The sequence below is a fragment of the Streptomyces sp. NPDC037271 genome (assembly GCF_055603605.1).
Genome location: NZ_JBVJVN010000025.1, coordinates 52,573 through 70,490, shown reverse-complemented (window position 1 = coordinate 70,490; position 17,918 = coordinate 52,573). Strand labels below are relative to the sequence as shown.

At 72.8% G+C, this 17,918-nt stretch carries 16 protein-coding genes and 1 pseudogene; 8 read left to right on the top strand and 9 right to left on the bottom strand.

Translation table 11 applies throughout. The annotated features are described in order from the left end of the window. Nucleotides 1-199: 199 nt before the first annotated feature. Both ACZ7G3_RS30050 and ACZ7G3_RS30045 read left to right on the top strand, forming a co-directional pair. Nucleotides 200-394, top strand: a complete 195-nt coding sequence (locus ACZ7G3_RS30050; RefSeq protein ID WP_003977410.1) for a hypothetical protein — start codon at nucleotides 200-202, stop codon at nucleotides 392-394. A gap of 60 nt (nucleotides 395-454) precedes the next feature. After that, complete coding sequence (locus ACZ7G3_RS30045; protein ID WP_470929262.1) at nucleotides 455-2,242, top strand: P-loop NTPase family protein; 1,788 nt, start codon at nucleotides 455-457, stop codon at nucleotides 2,240-2,242. A 168-nt stretch (nucleotides 2,243-2,410) separates the two neighbouring features. On the opposite strand, the gene ACZ7G3_RS30040 is transcribed toward ACZ7G3_RS30045, so the two are convergent. Then, nucleotides 2,411-3,910, bottom strand: coding sequence for an SCO1417 family PLP biosynthesis transcription factor (locus ACZ7G3_RS30040; protein WP_426600427.1), 1,500 nt, complete (start codon nucleotides 3,908-3,910; stop codon nucleotides 2,411-2,413). 102 nt (nucleotides 3,911-4,012) lie between these two features. On the opposite strand from ACZ7G3_RS30040, the gene yczE reads away from it, so the two are divergent. The 4 genes from yczE to ACZ7G3_RS30020 all read left to right on the top strand — a co-directional run bounded on the left by yczE (nucleotide 4,013) and on the right by ACZ7G3_RS30020 (nucleotide 7,542). Beyond that, nucleotides 4,013-4,702 carry a membrane protein YczE gene (gene yczE / locus ACZ7G3_RS30035; RefSeq protein WP_470929260.1) on the top strand — a complete coding sequence of 230 codons (690 nt, stop codon included), beginning with the start codon at nucleotides 4,013-4,015 and terminating at the stop codon, nucleotides 4,700-4,702. After that, nucleotides 4,699-5,466 carry a glycerophosphodiester phosphodiesterase gene (locus tag ACZ7G3_RS30030; RefSeq protein WP_470929258.1) on the top strand — a complete coding sequence of 256 codons (768 nt, stop codon included), beginning with the start codon at nucleotides 4,699-4,701 and terminating at the stop codon, nucleotides 5,464-5,466. Before yczE ends, ACZ7G3_RS30030 begins: the two co-directional genes overlap by 4 nt. A gap of 77 nt (nucleotides 5,467-5,543) precedes the next feature. Then, complete coding sequence (locus ACZ7G3_RS30025) at nucleotides 5,544-6,890, top strand: MFS transporter (RefSeq protein ID WP_470929256.1); 1,347 nt, start codon at nucleotides 5,544-5,546, stop codon at nucleotides 6,888-6,890. A 277-nt stretch (nucleotides 6,891-7,167) separates the two neighbouring features. Further along, nucleotides 7,168-7,542: an RNA polymerase-binding protein RbpA gene (locus ACZ7G3_RS30020; protein ID WP_003977404.1), complete on the top strand. Its 375-nt coding sequence runs from the start codon at nucleotides 7,168-7,170 to the stop codon at nucleotides 7,540-7,542. A 103-nt stretch (nucleotides 7,543-7,645) separates the two neighbouring features. On the opposite strand, the gene fxsA is transcribed toward ACZ7G3_RS30020, so the two are convergent. From fxsA to ACZ7G3_RS30000, 4 genes and pseudogenes are all read right to left on the bottom strand, one after another. Further along, nucleotides 7,646-8,221, bottom strand: a complete 576-nt coding sequence (gene fxsA, locus ACZ7G3_RS30015) for an FxsA family membrane protein (RefSeq protein WP_470929254.1) — start codon at nucleotides 8,219-8,221, stop codon at nucleotides 7,646-7,648. A 292-nt stretch (nucleotides 8,222-8,513) separates the two neighbouring features. Continuing rightward, nucleotides 8,514-9,308 (bottom strand): annotated as a pseudogene (locus tag ACZ7G3_RS30010) (polyprenol monophosphomannose synthase); the annotation flags it as partial. Nucleotides 9,309-9,835: 527 nt separating this feature from the next. Continuing rightward, a complete protein-coding gene (locus ACZ7G3_RS30005; RefSeq protein WP_470929252.1) occupies nucleotides 9,836-11,440 on the bottom strand; it encodes an amidohydrolase in 1,605 nt (534 codons plus the stop codon). 447 nt (nucleotides 11,441-11,887) lie between these two features. Continuing rightward, nucleotides 11,888-12,328 carry an Lrp/AsnC family transcriptional regulator gene (locus ACZ7G3_RS30000; protein WP_426523101.1) on the bottom strand — a complete coding sequence of 147 codons (441 nt, stop codon included), beginning with the start codon at nucleotides 12,326-12,328 and terminating at the stop codon, nucleotides 11,888-11,890. A 267-nt stretch (nucleotides 12,329-12,595) separates the two neighbouring features. Here ACZ7G3_RS30000 and ACZ7G3_RS29995 point away from each other — a divergent pair, with 267 nt between their 5' ends. Together ACZ7G3_RS29995 and ACZ7G3_RS29990 are read left to right on the top strand one after the other, a co-directional pair. Beyond that, nucleotides 12,596-13,033, top strand: a complete 438-nt coding sequence (locus ACZ7G3_RS29995) for a hypothetical protein (protein ID WP_426556794.1) — start codon at nucleotides 12,596-12,598, stop codon at nucleotides 13,031-13,033. A gap of 240 nt (nucleotides 13,034-13,273) precedes the next feature. Then, nucleotides 13,274-13,555, top strand: a complete 282-nt coding sequence (locus ACZ7G3_RS29990) for a hypothetical protein (protein ID WP_426600433.1) — start codon at nucleotides 13,274-13,276, stop codon at nucleotides 13,553-13,555. Here ACZ7G3_RS29990 and ACZ7G3_RS29985 read toward each other — a convergent pair. The 4 genes from ACZ7G3_RS29985 to ACZ7G3_RS29970 form a co-directional block, all read right to left on the bottom strand. After that, nucleotides 13,518-14,732: an acyl-CoA dehydrogenase family protein gene (locus tag ACZ7G3_RS29985; RefSeq protein ID WP_470929249.1), complete on the bottom strand. Its 1,215-nt coding sequence runs from the start codon at nucleotides 14,730-14,732 to the stop codon at nucleotides 13,518-13,520. The two genes, ACZ7G3_RS29990 and ACZ7G3_RS29985, sit on opposite strands and share 38 nt — an antisense overlap. Nucleotides 14,733-15,230: 498 nt before the next feature. Beyond that, entirely contained in the window at nucleotides 15,231-15,890 is a 660-nt protein-coding gene (locus tag ACZ7G3_RS29980) for a TetR/AcrR family transcriptional regulator (RefSeq protein WP_426600435.1), read from the bottom strand. Between the two features lie 87 nt (nucleotides 15,891-15,977). Then, on the bottom strand, nucleotides 15,978-16,118 hold the full coding sequence (locus ACZ7G3_RS29975; protein ID WP_426600436.1) for an SCO1431 family membrane protein: 141 nt from the start codon (nucleotides 16,116-16,118) through the stop codon (nucleotides 15,978-15,980). 216 nt (nucleotides 16,119-16,334) lie between these two features. Beyond that, nucleotides 16,335-17,708 (bottom strand): peptidase C39 family protein, encoded by a 1,374-nt coding sequence (locus ACZ7G3_RS29970; protein WP_470929246.1) that lies wholly within the window; start codon nucleotides 17,706-17,708, stop codon nucleotides 16,335-16,337. Nucleotides 17,709-17,918: the final 210 nt, after the last annotated feature.

The following is a 17,918-nucleotide window of genomic DNA, read 5'->3' as shown; positions in this document are numbered from 1 at the left end:
ATGAGCCGAAGTGCCCGAGGTAAAGATCAGCAAGGACCGCGCCGGGCGCAACAGCCCTGCTCAACCGGCCCAAGGGAGCACTCCGCCACCTGGGGTAATTCCGCCGAATTTCCCCCATTTGCACCTTTTATCGTATGGATACATGCTGTGAGCCTGGAAGTACTCATGGTGACTGTCCCCGCGAACCAGGAGAACTCACATGATCCTCTCGATCTCAGGCGTGGTCCTGCTCGGCATCGTCGTCTTCATCTTCTTCCGCAAGGACGGCCTCAAGGCCTCGCACGCGCTGGTCGCCGTCCTGTTCGGGTTCTATCTGGCGAGTACGGCCATCGCCCCGAGCATCAAGGCAGGCGGCGAGAGCCTGGCGGGCCTCCTCGGCGGAATCAAGTTCTGAGGCCCTCTCCCCCGTCCGAACACCCGCACGTACGCACGTACGCGATTCCAGGAGGCAGCAGTGGCCCGGCGGCCCCTCCCCCGCATTCTGAGCAACGGCGGCGCACAGCTCGCCCGGAGCCGGGAGCTGGCCCGGACGGCGGCCGACAGCGCCACCGACGTCCTCCAGCCGCTGATCACGATCGCCCGCGGTCTGCGCCGCCTGGCCGCGGCCGCGCGGCGCAGATGGAGCGAGACCCCCAAGGACCGGCGCGGCGCGCTGCTGTTCCTGGCGGCCTCGGTGGTCCTGGTCGTGGCACTCGTGCCGTACGGCCCGCTGCTCGCCGTCATCACTCTGATGGCGGCGGCAGCATGGCAGGGCAGGGACCGCACCCCACCCGAGCCGGAGGGCCCCGACGCCTCCCAGACCAGGCGCCTGACGTCGCTCTACGAGGCGCTCGTCCCGTACTTCTCCGTCGCCGAGGACCCCGACCCCCTGTACGCCCACGGCGGGGCGTGGGAGAAGGCGTTCCCGGCGTACGAGTTCGACGACACCGGCCGCTTCACCCACCTTGTCATCCGCTACCCGGCGTACTTCACCGACGGGGAGGCCGAGGCCCGCGCCCGGATCGAGCACCTGCTCGCCGCGAAGTCCGGCCGGGGCCGGGAGTACCACTTCACGTGGGACGAGGAGGCCAACCACCTCTCCGTCGACGTGCTCGCGGCGCTCCCCACCGACATCGCCGCCCAGCGCTTCGTGACGGCGCCCGGCGAGACCGTCCTCGGTTTCACCGACCCGACCCGGGTCCAGCGCACCCTCCCGCTCACCCACGGCGAGGAGCGGCGCGACGTGCCGCCGGTCGTCTGGCGCACCGGAGTCCGCTCGACCGAGCCCCACCTGCTGGTCCTGGGACAGCCCGGAACCGGCACGTCCACCCTGCTGCGCTCGGTCGCGCTGCAGGCCCTGCACCACGGCGACCTGCTGATCGTCGACGGCGGCGGCACCGGTGAGTACGCCTGCCTGGTCGGCCGGGACGGCGTCCTGGCCGTCGAGTGCGGCCTCACCGGGGCGCTGACCAGCCTCGAGTGGGCCGCCGCCGAGACGGAACGCCGGCTGATCTCCGTCAACCGTGCCCGCCAGGAGGGCCGGCCGGCACCCGACGACACCAGGCGGCCTCTGTGGGTCTTCGTGGACCGGCCGAGCGCGTTCGCGCACCTGGCCGCCGCGGACGGCCGCCGGGACCCGCAGTCCCTGCTCCAGATCCCGCTGCGGCACGGCCGCGCCGCACACGTGACCGTGGTCGTCGCCGATCAGCTGGACGCCCTGGACAGCCTCAGCGACGCCGTACGGCAGCACACACGCGCGCGTGTCGTCCTCGGCCCGGCCACGGCGGACGAGCTGACGACCGTGCTGGGCGCTCCCCCGCACACCACCCCCGTCGACCAGGTCCCGCCCGGCCGGGGTTACGCCCGTCTGGGCACCGGCCCGGTGCACCGCCTCCAGGTCCCGGCCACGCCGGACCCCTACGACGACGCGACGAGCGAGGCCCACCGGCAGGCGGTGCTGGACCTGCTCCCACCGCGCACGACGCCGGCGGACGGGGAACGGGCGCCGATCCCCGCGGAGGCGCCGGAAGCGACGGAGCCGGAACCGGGGCCCGTCTCCACCGACAAGAAGGATCCCCCGGCCAGGCCCGAGGCCGGGACCGGGCTGAAGAAGCCGGCGCCGGACGCCGAGCCGGCCCCGGCAGCGAGGGAGACGACGGCGGTGAAGGCGATGGTGGATCCGGTTCCGTCGGAGCCCATTCCGTCGGAGCCCATTCCGTCGGAGACTGTTGCGGCCAAGGCGGTCACGGCGGAGGCTTCCTGACACCTGGCACCTGACACCTGGCACCTGACGCCCGTCACCGGACACCCGACCGGACCGGACCGGGCTTGGCCGGACCGGAGCGGCCACGCCGCCGCCCCGGCTTCGCCACCGGCGCCGCGCCCCCTTCTCCCTGCGCCCCCTTCTCCCTGCGCCCTCTTCCACGCCTCGTTACGCCACGAACGTCCGCGGCGCCTCGCCGCCCCCGGCGCCCCCGTTCGTCACCAGCCGGGCCGCCGCGGCCAGGCGCACCGCCGCCTCCTCGGCCACCGCGCCGCCTACGGTGAACGGCAGCCGGACGTAGCCCTCGAAGGCCCCGTCGACCCCGAAACGCGGTCCGGACGGGACCCGGACCCCCACCCGCTCCCCCGCCTCGGCCAGCCGCGAGCCCGACAGGCCACCGGTCCGCACCCACAGGGTGAGCCCGCCCCGCGGCACCTCGAACTCCCAGTCGGGCAGCTCCCGCCGTACCGCGGTCACCAGCGCGTCCCGGTTCTGGCGGGCCTGCTCGCGCCGCACCTGGACGGCCTGTTCCCAGCCGCCGGTGCTGAAGAGCCAGTTCACGGCCAGCTGCTCCAGTACGGGCGTGCCCAGGTCGGCGTACGCGCGCGCGGCGACCAGGCTGCGGATCACGTCGGGCGCGGCGCGGACCCAGCCGATGCGCATCCCGGCCCAGAAGGCCTTGCTGGCGGAGCCGACGGTGACGACCGTGGACCCGGCCGGGTCGAAGGCGCACACGGGGCGCGGCATCTCGACCTCGTCGTCCAGCCACAGCTCGCTCATCGTCTCGTCGGCCACGAGCACCGTCCCCGCCGAGCGGGCGGCGTCCACCAGCCGCCGCCGCTGGTCCTCGTCGGCGAGCGCACCCGTGGGGTTGTGGAAGTCGGCGACGACGTAGGCGATGCGGGGCGCCGCCTCACGCAGCACCTGGCGCCAGCGGTCCACGTCCCAGCCGGTGAGCCCCTCCGCCATCGCGACGGGGACCAGCCGGGCCCCGGCCTCGCGCATCAGCTGGAGGATGTTGGCGTACGAGGGCGACTCCACCGCGATGCGCTCACCGCGCCCCCCGAAGAGGTGGCAGATGGCGTCGATGGCGCCCATCGCCCCTGTGGTCACCATGATCTGCTCGGGCATGGTCGGGATCCCGCGCGCGGTGTAGCGCTCGGCGATCATCGCGCGCAGTGCGGGCAGTCCGGCCGGATAGTCGCCGTGGGTGTGCGCGTAGGGGGGAAGCTCCTCCAGGGCGCCCCGCACGGCACGGGTGAGCCAGGGCTCGGGCGCGGGCAGTGCCGCGCAGCCGAGGTCGATCACCGAGCCGAGCGCCTCGGGCGGCAGCGGCTCCAGACCGCGCGCCGGCAAGGGGTTCCCGGCCGGTACGGCGGTCCAGCTGCCCGCGCCGCGCCGGGACTCCAGGAAGCCTTCGGCGCGCAGTGCCTCGTAGGCGGCGGCGACCGTGGTGCGGCTGACGGTCAGGGACAGGGCCAGTTCGCGTTCGGCGGGCAGCCGGGCGGCGACCGGTACGCGTCCTTCGAGCACCAGGAGCCGGATGCCGTCGGCGAGCGCACGGTAGGCGGGCGGGCGACGGGTGCCGGGTCCGGCCGGGCGGTCCTGCTGGGAGCCGAGCAGCCGGGCCAGCTGTCCCGCCCCCACGGCCGAGGTCCACTGCGCCATGGAAATCAGTCCACCTTCCCCGAATTGGCCATGGTTGGCTCACCTTCTCAAGCCACAGGGTGTCATGCGGCAGGCCACTACCACGACCCAGGGGGGCACATCTTGTCCAGGCAGAGCAGGCAGACCAGGCAGAGCAGGCAACCGGGGCATCGGCAGCTCCCCCGGCGACTGACACAGCTCTACGGCGGCCTGGTGCTGTACGGCGCGAGCTCGGCGCTGCTGGTCAGGTCGGGCCTCGGCCTGGAGCCGTGGAACGTGCTGCACCAGGGCCTCGCGGAGCGCACCGGCCTGTCGATGGGCCTGGTGCTGACCCTGCTCGGCGCGGCGGTGCTGCTGCTGTGGATACCGCTGCGCCAGCGGCCGGGCCTCGGCACGGTCTCCAACGTGCTGGTGATCGGCGCCGCGATGGACGCGACGCTGACCGTCGTACCCGACGCCCACGGCTGGATTCCGCGGATCACCATGATGGTGGCGGGGATCGTCCTGAACGGCGCGGCGACCGGGCTGTACATCGCCGCCCGGTTCGGCCCGGGCCCGCGCGACGGACTGATGACCGGGCTGAACCAGCGCACGGGGCTCTCGGTGCGCCTGGTGCGGACCGCCGTCGAGATCACCGTCGTGGTGACGGGCTTCGCCCTCGGCGGCACGGTCGGCGCCGGCACCCTGCTGTACGCCGTGTCCATCGGCCCGCTCGCCCAGGTGTTCCTCCGCGCGTTCGCCGTTCCCCCGGCACCGGGCGGCAGCACGGTGGTTGCCGCCGGTCAACCCCGGCGCGCGATACTGCGTCGGTGACCACCGCGATACGCCACCCCTACCTGGACCATCCCGGCCCGATCGCCTTCGCCCACCGAGGCGGTGCCGCGGACGGCCTGGAGAACACGCTGCGGCAGTTCCGGCGCGCGGTCGAGACGGGCTACCGGTACATCGAGACGGACGTCCACGCCACGCGGGACGGCAAACTCGTCGCCTTCCACGACGCCACCCTGGACCGGGTGACGGACGGGACCGGCCGCATCGCGGACCTCACGTGGGAGCAGGTGCGCCGCGCGCGCGTGGCGGGCGTGGAGCCGGTGCCGCTCTTCGAGGAACTCCTGGAGACCTTCCCCCGGGTGCGCTGGAACATCGACGTGAAGGCGGAGCCGGCGCTGCTGCCGCTCCTGGACCTGATCGAGCGGACGGACACCTGGGACCGGATCTGCGTCGGCTCCTTCTCCGAGGCCCGCGTCGTCCGCGCCCAGCGCCTGGCCGGCCCGCGCCTGGCCACCTCGTACGGCACCCGGGGCGTCCTCGACCTGCGGCTGCGCTCCTGGGGCGTCCCGGCCGCGCCGCGCCGCTCTGCGGTGGCCGCACAGGTGCCCGAAGCCCAGTCGGGCATCCAGGTGGTGGATCACCGCTTCGTGCGCACCGCCCACGCGCGCGGGCTCCAGGTGCACGTCTGGACGGTGAACGACCCCGCCCGCATGCACCGGCTCCTCGACCTGGGCGTGGATGGCATCATGACCGATCACATCGACACACTGCGCAAGGTCATGGAGGACCGCGGCGTCTGGGTCTGAGACCGTCCGGGGACCGTCCGAGACCCGCCGAGCGGACCCCCGGGACGTCGCGCGTGCACGGGGAAGCGAGGGCACGGGTGGGCACCGACACCCTGCGGACGGACGAGGCCGACGGCGCCGACGACCGGCGACGCGAGCAGCGCGGCTGGTACTTCTACGACTGGGCGTGCTCCGTCTACTCGACGAGCGTGCTCACCGTGTTCCTGGGCCCCTATCTGACGTCGGTCGCCGAGTCGGCCGCGGATGCGGACGGGTACGTCCACCCGCTGGGCATACCCGTGCGGGCCGGGTCGTTCTTCGCGTACTCCGTGTCCCTCTCGGTGATCGCGGCGGTCCTGGTGATGCCCCTGGTGGGTGCCGCGGCCGACCGCTCGGGCCGCAAGAAGCCGCTGCTGGCCGCCGCCGCGTACACCGGAGCCGCGGCCACGACCGGCATGTTCTTCCTCGACGGCGACCGCTACCTGCTCGGCGGGCTGCTCCTGGTCGTCGCCAACGCCGCGCAGTCCGTCGCGATGATGCTCTACAACTCCTACCTGCCCCAGATCGCCCCGCCCGAGGAACGCGACGCGGTCTCCTCCCGCGGCTGGGCCTTCGGGTACGCGGCCGGGGCACTGGTCCTGATCGCGAACCTGGTCCTGTACACGGCCCACGACTCCTTCGGGCTGAGCGAGAGCGCGGCGGTCCGGGTCTGTCTGGCGTCGGCAGGCCTGTGGTGGGGCGCCTTCGCGCTCATCCCGCTGAGACGGCTGCGGGACCGCCGCGCTCCCGCGCGGGAGGCCACCCTGCCCGGGTTCCGGCAGCTCGCGGCGACCGTCCGCGACATGCGGCGCCGCCCGCTGACCCTGGCCTTCCTGCTGGCGTACCTCGTCTACAACGACGGCATCCAGACGGTGATCTCCCAGGCCTCGGTCTACGGCTCCGAGGAGCTGGGCCTCGGGCAGTCCACGCTCATCGTGGCCGTCCTGCTGGTCCAGTTGCTGGCGGTCGCGGGCGCACTGGCGCTGGGCCGGCTGGCGCGGACGTACGGGGCGAAGCGCACGATCCTCGGGTCGCTGGTCGCCTGGACGGTCACGCTCGCGGCCGGCTACTTCCTGCCGGCGGGAAAGCCGGCGTGGTTCTTCGTGCTGGCCGCCGGGATCGGACTCGTCCTGGGCGGCAGTCAGGCGCTGTCCCGCTCCCTGTTCTCCCACCTGGTCCCGCCCGGCAAGGAGGCGGAGTACTTCTCGGCGTACGAGCTGAGCGACCGCGGGATGAGCTGGCTCGGGCCGCTGCTGTTCGGGCTCACCTACCAGCTGACCGGGAGCTACCGCGACGCGATCATCTCGCTGGTGGCGTTCTTCGTCATCGGTTTCGTGCTGCTCGCGCGGGTCCCGGTACGGCGGGCCATCGGCGACGCGGGCAACCCGGTACCCGAAAGGATTTAGCACTTGGCGCGAAAGGCTGTAGTGTACGCGTTTGGCCTGCCAGGCGTACCGTTACTGCGCGTCAAAGGTGCCGAAACGCTATGCCACATCTGCTAGCAGAGGTGACAAACCGGACGTCGGCGGGTACTGCACTGGTTGCAAGGCTGCGACTGCGACGGCGACGCAGACGCCCGGAACGGGAGTCGGGACGGGAATCTTTACCGCCGCCCGGACGTTGACCGGATGACGACGACAGCGACACCTGTCCTGTGGGCGACAAGCCCGGGAGGCACGATTCATGAGTGAGCGAGCTCTTCGCGGCACGCGCCTCGTGGTGACCAGCTACGAGACGGACCGCGGCATCGACCTGGCCCCGCGCCAGGCCGTGGAGTACGCATGCGAGAAGGGGCATCGATTCGAGATGCCCTTCTCGGTCGAGGCGGAGATCCCGCCGGAGTGGGAGTGCAAGGTCTGCGGGGCCCAGGCACTCCTTGTGGACGGCGACGGCCCTGAGGAGAAGAAGGCCAAGCCCGCGCGTACGCACTGGGACATGCTGATGGAACGGCGCACCCGCGAGGAACTCGAAGAGGTCCTCGAGGAGCGACTGGCCGTTCTGCGCTCCGGCGCGATGAACATCGCGGTGCATCCGCGAGACAGTCGCAAGAGTGCGTAGCGGGAAACCGTAAGCAGCACAACCGAACACCGCGGGTGCCGTACGTGAAGTTCACGTACGGCACCCGCGGTTTTTGGCGGGTCCGGGTCGGCGGGAGCGGAGCTCAGCGCGTCAGCGGAGGACGCGGGTCCTGCGGTGCGCCGCCCGGGTCGTCCCGCACGACCTCGCCCTGGACGACCTTGCCGCCCGGCTGGTGCATGCGGGCCTGGCGGAACGCGTCGCCCAAGGTGCCGGGGCCGGCCTCGCGGAGCTTGCGTTCCACCGTCCGCTCCGCGTAGCGGCTCACGGCCTTCTGTACCGGGGGCAGCAGCATGAGCAGGCCCAGCGCGTCGGAGATCAGGCCGGGGAGTATCAGGAGGAGTCCACCCAGCATCATCAGGCCGTTGCCCTCGCTGTTCGGTCGGGCGGCCTCGGGCATCACGCCTGCCTGCTGCTGTTGCAGGGTCTCCGTGAGGTTCCTGAAGGCCCGGCGGCCCGCGCTCTTGATCACCACGGATCCGAGGACGATGCCCGCCACCAGCAGCAGGAAGACCACGAAGCCGCTGGAGGCGCCCGCGACCACGGTCAGCAGCCAGATCTCCAGCACGAGCCACGCGGCGATGCCCAGCGGCAGGAAGGTGCGCAGGCGGGAGCGCGGGGGCCGGGCGGGGGACCTGGGGGTCTGAGCGCCAGTCGTCATACCCCTAGTGTGCCTGGCCCCGGCTCAGCACGGCATAAGGGGACGATCAGGCGTTCTCGCCGGGCGTCTGTGTCGGCTTGTCGCCCGTCTCGGTCGCCTTCTCGGTCGCCTTCGCGGCAGACGGCGCAGCCGTCTCGGCAGAGCTCTCGGCCACCGTCCCGGCAGAGCCCTCAGCGACCTTCTCGGCAGAGTCTTCAGCCGCCTTCTCGGCCGGTTTGACGCCCGGCACGTCGTCCGGCGGCGCCTCGGCCGGTGCTCCGGTCGGCTTGCCGGCCGCCCTGCCCGGCTCTCTGCCGGGCTGCCTGTCGCGGCCCAGCACCTTGCCGACCCGCTCCCCCACACCCCAGGTGGTGACCCGCCAGAGCGCCTCCACCAGGATGTCGCGGCTCATCTTGGAGTCGCCGAATTCGCGCTCGACGAACGTGATCGGCACCTCGACGACGTGGTAGCCCGCCTTGATCGCCCGGCGGGCGAGGTCGACCTGGAAGCAGTAGCCCTGCGAGGAGACCTCGTCCAGGCCGAGCCCCTCCAGGGTCTCGCGGCGGAAGGCGCGGTAGCCACCGGTGACGTCGCGCAGCGGCAGGTCGAGCGCGAGGCGGGAGTACATGCTGCCGCCGCGGGAGATGAATTCGCGGGACCTGGGCCAGTTCACCACCCGGCCGCCGGGCACCCAGCGGGAGCCGAGCACCAGGTCGGCGCCCTTGAGGGCGGTCAGCAGACGGGGCAGTTCCTCGGGCTGGTGGGAGCCGTCGGCGTCCATCTCGATCAGTACGCCGTAGCCGTGCTCCAGGCCCCAGCGGAAGCCCGCGAGGTAGGCGGCGCCCAGGCCCTCCTTGCCCTTGCGGTGCAGGACCTGGACGTGGTCGTCCTCGGCGGCCAGTTCGTCGGCGAGCTTGCCGGTGCCGTCGGGGCTGTTGTCGTCGGCCACGAGAACGTGCGCCTGAGGGACCGCCTCGCGCACGCGCGCGACGATCGCCTTGATGTTCTCCGCCTCGTTGTAGGTCGGAACGATCACCAAGGCCGTGCCCAGGGGGCCGAACCGCCTCCCCCGCCCCGCTTCCGCGGGTGTCCCGTCGCCGTCGTTCACCGCTGCCCCTTCATGTCCGTACGCAGAGGACCACCATAATGGCCGCGGCCTGCGATGACGTGACAGGACGTTCGTATGGCGGTGTCATTTCCCGAGCATCGGGGTAGGGATGCACGGTTAAGGACCGTTTCCACTACGGATGGGGGCCCGGCGCCCTTCGGGCCGACCCGGGGCCCGCTGGCTGCGGGTCGACCGAAAGCCGTTGTCTACTGAGCGCCCGGGCCCCACCCGGGTCACACCTCCCGACCGGCCGGAATGTTCCCTCGTCGCGTCGCGAGCGCTGAGCCTGGCTCCCAGCGACGGTGCGCCGGTGCGGCACACCGTCCCTGACCCAGCGGCGCCGCGACGCGTGCGCGGAAGATTCCCCGGTCGGGCGTCCGGTGGTGGACCCGGCCGAACCTACCGGCCCCCCGCCGTCGCCTGTCAACAGTCGTTCGACCTGCGACTTCCATGTCAACGCGCAGGTCAGAGCGGAGGACGTGCAGGTGGCAGACGGAAGAAGATCATCGCTCCGTCGGCCGTGGAGATCACTCGCCCGGCCGTACGAACACCGTCCGTCCGCCCACCACGGTGCGCAGGCAGACGGGCAGGTCCCGGCCCGGAGTCAGATCGGGCAGGCCGGGGGTGCCGGAGCGCGGGTCGGTGGACCAGCGCGCGACCCGGTCGTCGGGGGCCTGGACGACGAGCTCGCCGGTGCGCCACACGGCGTAGTCAGCGGGTGCGCCCGGCACCAGGACGCCCGCGTCGTCGCGTCCGATCGCCCGCCAGCCGCCGCGCGTGTGCGCGGTGAAGGCCGCGCGTACGGAGACGCGGTGCTCGGGCGCACGGTGGAACGCTGCGGCCCGGACGGTACCCCACGGGTCGAGGGGCGTGACCGGGCTGTCGGAGCCGAAGGCGAGCGGGACGCCGGCCCGCAGCAGGGCCGCGAAGGGGTTGAGGGTGCGGGCCCGCTCGCCGCCCAGACGCTGGGCGTACATGCCGTCCTCGCCGCCCCACAGGGCGTCGAAGGCCGGCTGGACGGAGGCGGTCAGGCCCAGCTCGGCGAAGGCCGCGACGGTCTCGGGGGTGAGCATCTCGGCGTGCTCGACGCGGTGGCGGGCGGCGCGGACCCGGGCGAGGCCGAGCTCGTCGGCGGCGGCGCGCACTCCCTCCACCACGGCGGTCACGGCGGCGTCGCCGATGGCGTGGAAGCCCGCCTGGAGGCCGGCCTCGGTGCAGGCGACGACGTGGGCGGCGACGGCGGCGGCGTCCAGGTACGCGGTGCCGGTGTGGCCTGCGTCGGCGTACGGCTGGTGCAGGCAGGCGGTGTGCGAGCCGAGGGAGCCGTCGACGAAGAGGTCGCCCGCGGCACCTACGGCGCCCAGTTCCCTCGCCTTGTCGACGTCCTGTTCGGCCCAGTATCCGATCACTCGCGGGCCGCGCTCCCCTGCCGCGAGGCGCAGCAGGCCGGTGAGGTCGTCCTCGGAGGAGATCTCCGGGCCTGCGCACTCGTGAACGGTTCCGATGCCGAGGGAGGCCGCGTGCGCGAGGGCGGCACGCTGGGCCTCGGCGCGCTGGGCGGGGGCGACGGCCCCGAGTGCGGCGGCGCGTGCGGCGTGGTGGGCGTCGGCGGTGAGCGGGCCGTCCGGCCGGCCGACGCCTTGCGGGACCAGGTCGAGCAGGGCGGTGGTGACGACGGCCGAGTGGACGTCGATACGGCTGAGGTAGAGGGGGCGGCCGCCGGTGGCGTCGTCCAGCTCGGCGCGTGTCGGGGGCAGTCCGTCGGGCCAGCGGGAAGCGTCCCAGCCGTGGCCGAGGAGGACGCGGTCGTCCGGACGGGCCGCGGCGAAGTCCCGTACGAGGGCGAGGGCCGCCTCGCGGGTGGCGGCGCCGGACAGGTCGAGGCCGGTGAGGGCGAGGCCCGTGGACGTGGTGTGCACGTGTGCGTCGGTGAACGCCGGGGTCACCAGGGCGCCGTCCAGGTCGATCACCTCGTCCACGCTGTCCGCGAAGGCGTCCGCGGCACCCTCGGAGCCGACCCAGGCGACCTGGCCGCGTTCGACGACCATCGCCGTCGCGAAGGGGTCGGCGGGACTGTGGACCTCGCCGCGGCGCAGCAGGACGGTCGTGGACGGGGTGGTGGACTCACTCATGAACACCAGTCTCGCCCCTTGCCCGGACCACACGGCAGTCGGGGCGGCCGCGCCGGGCGTACGGGCGGTCGCGCCGGGCATGCGGGCGGTCGCGCCGGGCGTACGGGCGGTCGCGCCGGGCATGCGGGCGGCCGCGCCGGGCGTACGGGCGGTCGCGCCGGGCGTGCGGACAGGAGAGCCGGGCGCGCGGGGGAAAGCCGGGCGCCCGGGGAGAGACGGGCAGCTGAGCACGGACGTCACGGTGGCCGCCCGTCGTGCCACCGCACGCCGCGTGCGGGCCGAAGCCGGCCCCGGAAGACGTCGTTCCCGGCCGCCGACGGTGCCCCCGGCGCGGCGCGCCCCCGGGCGGCCCGTCGCCGCGCTCTCGACTCGTGCCTCCGCCCCGCAGCGGCCGGCCGTGCACCGCACGCCCCGACGCCCGAGGCGGCGCGGGGGCCCTGCCGACGGTCAGATCCGCGGCGGCCGGGACTCGTACGGCGTCGACAGCACCACGGTGGTCCGGGTCGACACCCCGGCGAGGGAGCGGACCCGGGCGAGCAGTTCCTCGAGCTCGTGCGGTGTGGACACGCGCACCTTGAGGATGTAGTTCTCGTCGCCCGCCACGCTGTGACAGGCTTCGATCTCGGGGACGACGGCCAAACGGTCGGCGATGTCGTCGGGGGCGCTGGGATCGAACGGTTTCACCGAGATGAAAGCGGTCATCGGCAGTCCGACGGCTTCCGGGTCGACGACCGCGGCGTAACCGCGGATGACGCCACGCTGCTCCAGCCGCCGCACCCGCTGGTGCACGGCCGACGTGGACAGGCCCGTGGCCTTGCCCAGGTCTGTGTAGCTCATCCGCCCGTCCTTGACGAGCAGCTGCACGATCTGTCGGTCCAGCTCCTCCATGGCGCAAGAACCTACAGGGCGGTTGATCTCCTCGGATACCTGAGCAGTCCAGGTCATGCCCGGTTCGTGATGTGACGGGGAGTCGGCCGACGGCCGAGAGGGGACAAATCCGCCGCACGGGGCACCTGCGAGCGGCATGTGACGAAGACCACATGCCTTGGACGGTCTCCGTGATGTTCTCGTGATTACCCCGCAAGGGGGACGGGAAGTGCTTGCTGTGGTCGAGGCCGCAGTGCCGTCACGGCCCAGCCCGAGGGGGAGAACCCAATGCAGAGTCTTAAGCGCCCTGGACGTACCACGCCCAAGCGGCAGCAGCCGGTCGTCGAGCTCGTATCGGAGGGCGTCGAACCCGACGCCTTCGACGAGGAGGAACTCGACACCTACGACACCTTCGAGATGTACCGGGTGATCTGCCCGGACTGCACGCAGCCCATCGCCCTGCTGGCGGACGAGGAGGTGCTGCCGGAGCACGCGCTGTGCGCCTCGCCGTGGGACCCGTTCGGCCTCTCGGTCTGCGCGGGCACCGGCCGCAGGGCCACCGAGGCCCGCCCCGCGGACGAGTCGTTCCAGCCCCTCGAGCAGGACACCGCCCTGCTGTTGACGCTCCCCCGGGGCCTCGACTGGCGGACCCAGCCCTTCTCCCACGTCGGCGGGCCGGGCTCGCGCCCGATGCGTGTGCCGAGGATGCGGCGCGAGGCGGCCTGAACCGCCCCGGGCGCCCACCGTCCGAGGCGGGGTGGCCCGAGTCCGTCGACCAGCCGTGCCACGGCTCACAGACCGCCGTGGCGCGGGGCGGCGTGTGCTGCTCCGGGGATCGTGCGGGCCGGTACGGGCGACGCCGTGTCAGGCCCGGCGCGGCAACGGTGACTCGGTGGCGGGCGTCCGCGAACTCACTCTCGATTCCGCGGGCCGGTGTCCTGTCCGCCTGTGCCGCGTTGCCCGGGTATGACCCCCACGTACTCGGCGGCCGGGCGTCGGCCCGGCATGTTCGTCCCGGTGCCCGCGGGACCGGTTCCGCAAGTCCCGGACCCGCCGATCTACCGTGAGCTGATGCGGACCTGGGCCGACCGCGGCCGCACCCTGCCCGGGCGCCACGACCCGGAGTGGGTCAGGCTCGCGGCGCCTCCGCGCGGGCAGGAGGACTTCTTCGCCACCGGTGACTTCCGCGTCACCGGCGGCTCCGGCGACTTCAGCGCCCCTCGGGCCCCGCGAGGTGACGGGCGATGACCATCCGCTGGATCTGGTTGGTGCCCTCGACGATCTGCAGCACCTTGGCCTCGCGCATGTACCGCTCCGCCGGGAAGTCCGCGGTGTAGCCGTACCCGCCGAGGATCTGCACGGCGTCGGTGGTGACCCGCATCGCCGTGTCGGTGCAGTGCAGTTTGGCCATGGCGGCCTGCTTGGCGAACGGCAGGCCGGCGTCGCGCAGCCGTGCCGCCGTCAGGTACAGCGCGCGGCCGGCCTCGATCTGGGTCGCCATGTCGGCGAGCATGAAGCGCAGCCCCTGGAAGTCGGAGATCGGCTTGCCGAACTGCCGTCGCTCGGCCGCGTAGGACACCGCCTCGTCCAGCGCCGCCTGGGCCACGCCGATCGCGCAGGCGGCGATGCCGAGCCGCCCGGAGTCGAGCGCGGACAGCGCGATCGCGAAGCCCTGGCCCTCCTCGCCGAGCCGCCGGGCGTCGGAGACCCGCACGCCGTCGAGGTGGACCTGTGCGGTGGGCGAGCCCTTGAGGCCCATCTTCTTCTCCGGCACCGCGGCGCTCAGCCCTTCGGCGTCGCCGGGGACCAGGAAGGCGGTGATCCCGCGCGGGCCGTCCTCACCGGTACGCGCCATCACGGTGTAGAAGTCGGCGATGCCGCCGTGCGTGATCCACGCCTTGGTCCCGGTGAGCACCCAGTCCTCCCCGGTCCCGGTCCCGGCTCCGCTCCGGCGGGAGGCGGCCCCGCCCTCGCGAACGGCTCTGGTGCGCAGGGACGCGGCGTCCGATCCCGAGGCGGGTTCGGAGAGGCAGTAGGCGCCGAGCAGGCCGCCGCCGAGCATCGCGGGCAGGTACTCGGCCTGCTGCTCCTTGGTGCCGTAGGCGGCGAGCGCGTAGGAGGCGAGCGTGTGCACGCTGACGCCGAGACCGACGGTGAGCCGGGCCGCGGCGAGCTCTTCGAGAACCTGGAGGTACACCTCGTACGGCTGCTCGCCGCCGCCGTACTCGGCGGCGTAGGGCAGACCGAGCAGGCCGGAGTCGGAGAGCAGGGTGAAGACCTCGCGCGGGAAGCGTCCGGCGTCCTCCTCCTCGGCCGCACTCGGGGCGATCTCACGCTGCGCGATGTCACGGACGAGCGAGATCAGATCCCGTGCCTCGTCCGTGGGCAGTTGCCGGTCCACCGGCTGCGGGGCGCGGTCGGGCATGGCGACGCTCTCCTCCCTGTCGGGCACATCGGCGGATGTGCGCCTTGGGTGGAGGCGGTTCCGCCGGGTCGTTCGGGCCTGGCCGATGCTCGCACTCCCGGGTCGCGGAAGCGGCTGACCAGCGGCTGTGCGCTGTGAGTATGCCCGATCGGAGGCATGGAGTCACCAGTTAACGACCGCTTACTTCGAGAAATGTTCCGGCCGGTGCCCGCGTGCCGGATCCGGCACGCGGGACCGCGAACGGTCCGGACCACTGCCCCTCGCCGCTCCGGTCCCCCTACGGTGGAGGACGCGCTCCGGGGCGCCCCCGCTCCGCGCTGTTTCCGCCGCCCCACCCGGTCGGCCCCGGCGGCGAGGATCCAGCACGGTCCGGCCGACACGTCCTTCTGGGAGCCGATCGGTGACCACACGAACGATGAGCCGATCCGTCGACCGGCCGACCCGGTGCGCGGAAACATGGGGGACGAAGGCGCCGAGGTCTGCTCGTGCCCTCCGTCGTCAGGCGTCCCGGCGGGCGGGGGCCGGGGCCGGGCAGGCGGGGTCGAGCTCCTCGATGGCGCGCAGGGTGCCACCGAGCGACTTCACCAGCAGGTCTCGCATGGTCTCGCGGGGCAGTTCGGGGCGGCCGATCCAGTCCAGGGTGGCGCCCTCGACGCTGCACACCCAGGAGAGCAGGCCCATACGGGCCAGTGGTCCGACGTCGGAACGCCCGTACGCCCCTTCGGCGATGGTGACGACGATCGCCTGGCGCACCCCGTCGCGGATGGCGTGCACCTCGGCGTCGAAGCCGACTCCGCCGCTGACGATCGTGCGATAGGCGGCCTGGTTGCGTTCGGCGTAGCGCAGGTAGCCGTCGACGGCGCGGTGGACACGGTCCACCTGCGGCAGGTCGCTGCCGCCCGCCGCGGTGGTGACGAGGTCGGCGACCGAGTCCTGGATGATCGCCAGGTAGTAGCCCCGCTTGGAACGGAAGTAGTAGTAGATCAGCCCTTTGGCGACCTGCGCCTGGCGGGCGATGTCATCCATCGAGAGAGCGTCGTACGACGTGTCGGCGAACAACCGCCGCCCGATGGTGATGAGTTCGGCGCGGCGGGTCAGCGAGCGCTCGGTGCCGCGCGCCCGGGGACGGGCGTCGGCACGCTGTTGACTGATATTCAATTTCGGCCCTGGTCTCCTGCGGGGGGGGGGGCGGGACATCCGCAGTATGGCAGGCCGGGTCGTGGGGCAGGTCACACGAGTGTCACGTCACAGCAGCCCCAACTGGACCACGAGCATCGCGACAACCACGACGAGGGTCCAGCCCATGACGTGCTCGAGGATCTTCGGGCCATCGTCCTTGGGGCCACCGGTACGGACACGGGTGGCGGTGGCGGTGTGTGCGCTCATGGCTTCTCACTGATCTCGACGTGCGTGGACTCCCCCGGCTCCCCCTGGCGGCAGCCGCCCTGTCCACCTTGCCACCGTGAGTGGCTTTTGCGGCGGAGACGTCGGTCACAGCGGGCCGGTGGGCCCCGGCGGACGGCCCCCGGGCCGCGGCCGCAGCGGACGGCCCCCGGGCCGCGGTGGAGCGGTGCCGGGGGCCGTCGCCGCGGTGCGGTGCGGTCAGCGCACGCCCACCGCGGCGAGGGCCTTGCGCTGGCGCGGGCTGGGGTGTGCCGGGAAGTACAGGTAGCAGACACCGCCGGTGCCGGAGGCGACCTTGCCACTGGCGTTGTACCGCTTGGTCCTGAGCCAGATGTTCTCCCACTCGCGCCGCTTGTAGACGCGGCGCACGGCCTCGTTGTCGTCCGAGGCAGGGTCGTTGGCGATCACGTCGCCGTCGGCGGTGAAGCCGATCACGGTCATCAGGTGGCCCGAGGTGCCGTAACCCGCCCCGGTCAGCTCCTCCTCCAGGAAGGACTGGGACGTGATGGCCGGAATGCCCGCCGCGATCAGCGTCTCCAGGTCGGTGAGGGAGCCGAGGCGGGTGACCACACCCTGGAGGCCCTCGAAGGTGGCCGCGTAGGCGGCGTTGAAGGGCCAGTTGCCGCAGCCCTCGTACTGGTGGTCGTACGTGTACCGGGCCGCGTGGCAGACCTGCGGGTCGGCGTAGGAGGGGTCGACCCAGGCGAGCTGCTCCTCGGTGAGCCGGCCGCCCCAGTACTCGATGATCATCTGCGAGGAGGTGGGGCTGCACCAGGCCTCGCCGCCGTTGTCGTACTCGGGGTACTGGCCCTTGTGGATCTCCTGCGAGTAGCGCGGGACGCGCAGTTCCTGGGCGAGCCCCGGGGTGGAGGCCGGGACGGTGAAGCGGTCGGGCACGTCGGAGCCCATCGCGCCGAGCCGCCATACGGTGGGGGTGGCCTTCGTCCCGGGGCGGCGGTACAGGGTGAGCCGGAGCCGGTAGGAGGCCAGGCGCAGGCCGGTGGAGGCGTCGTCGACGGCGAAGGTGTCCGTCCAGACACTGCTCCGGCCGTCGCCCTGGTCGTCGACCGAGGTCCGCTTGATGTCCTGGTCACCGGCCGCCCAGCGGCCCATCACGTACCAGGGAGTGTCCGTGCCGTCGGAGTAGGTGCCCTTGAGCTCGACCTGGAGCCAGGTGCCGCTCGGGGTGTGCGCGTTCCAGGATGCGACGACCTCCGTCGAGGGCACGGCGAGCCGGTGGACGGGCGAGGTCCAGGTCGCGTACTCCCAGGTCCCGGCCCTGCCGGTGTGCGGGTCGGTGTAGTCGGTGGTGCCGGCCGGGACGCCGATCGCGACACCGGGCCGGGCGCCGGCGACGGGGCGGGCCCCCCGCGCGGTGCCGCACCGCCAGTCGCGGAACGTGGTCCAGGCGTGGTAGTCGACCTGCCGGGCGGTCGCGCGGCCCGGCCCCGCGCCGTCTGCGTCCGTACCGGGTGCGGCTTCGGCGGTGGCCGGGATCGCGCTGCCCGCCACGGCGGCCGCGACGGCGGCGGCCAGGACGGTTCTGCGGGACGGCTGTTCGGCTCTGCTCATGGGCGGAAGACCCCCAGGTGTCCGAGTCGGGCGGGTCCGTTGCACGGTTGTGCGCCAACTATGGCCGCAGGCGCCCACTCCTGCCAGCACTTCCACGCACGCCGCGCCACGAATATTGGTGTCGACCAATGGCGTGGGAGGGAACCGGAACGGCGCGGCTAGAGTGCGGGGCGAACGCCGTCCGTCCCTTCGCGCCGCCCAGGACCCGCC

Coding starts and splice junctions, on each gene's coding strand:
- ACZ7G3_RS30050 (WP_003977410.1), top strand. CDS start 200: ATGATCCTCTCGATCTCAGGCGTGGTCCTGCTCGGCATCGTCGTCTTC.
- ACZ7G3_RS30040 (WP_426600427.1), bottom strand. CDS start 3,910: ATGGCGCAGTGGACCTCGGCCGTGGGGGCGGGACAGCTGGCCCGGCTG.
- ACZ7G3_RS30020 (WP_003977404.1), top strand. CDS start 7,168: ATGAGTGAGCGAGCTCTTCGCGGCACGCGCCTCGTGGTGACCAGCTAC.
- fxsA (WP_470929254.1), bottom strand. CDS start 8,221: ATGACGACTGGCGCTCAGACCCCCAGGTCCCCCGCCCGGCCCCCGCGC.
- ACZ7G3_RS30005 (WP_470929252.1), bottom strand. CDS start 11,440: ATGAGTGAGTCCACCACCCCGTCCACGACCGTCCTGCTGCGCCGCGGC.
- ACZ7G3_RS30000 (WP_426523101.1), bottom strand. CDS start 12,328: ATGGAGGAGCTGGACCGACAGATCGTGCAGCTGCTCGTCAAGGACGGG.
- ACZ7G3_RS29995 (WP_426556794.1), top strand. CDS start 12,596: ATGCAGAGTCTTAAGCGCCCTGGACGTACCACGCCCAAGCGGCAGCAG.
- ACZ7G3_RS29990 (WP_426600433.1), top strand. CDS start 13,274: ATGACCCCCACGTACTCGGCGGCCGGGCGTCGGCCCGGCATGTTCGTC.
- ACZ7G3_RS29985 (WP_470929249.1), bottom strand. CDS start 14,732: ATGCCCGACCGCGCCCCGCAGCCGGTGGACCGGCAACTGCCCACGGAC.
- ACZ7G3_RS29975 (WP_426600436.1), bottom strand. CDS start 16,118: ATGAGCGCACACACCGCCACCGCCACCCGTGTCCGTACCGGTGGCCCC.
- ACZ7G3_RS29970 (WP_470929246.1), bottom strand. CDS start 17,708: ATGAGCAGAGCCGAACAGCCGTCCCGCAGAACCGTCCTGGCCGCCGCC.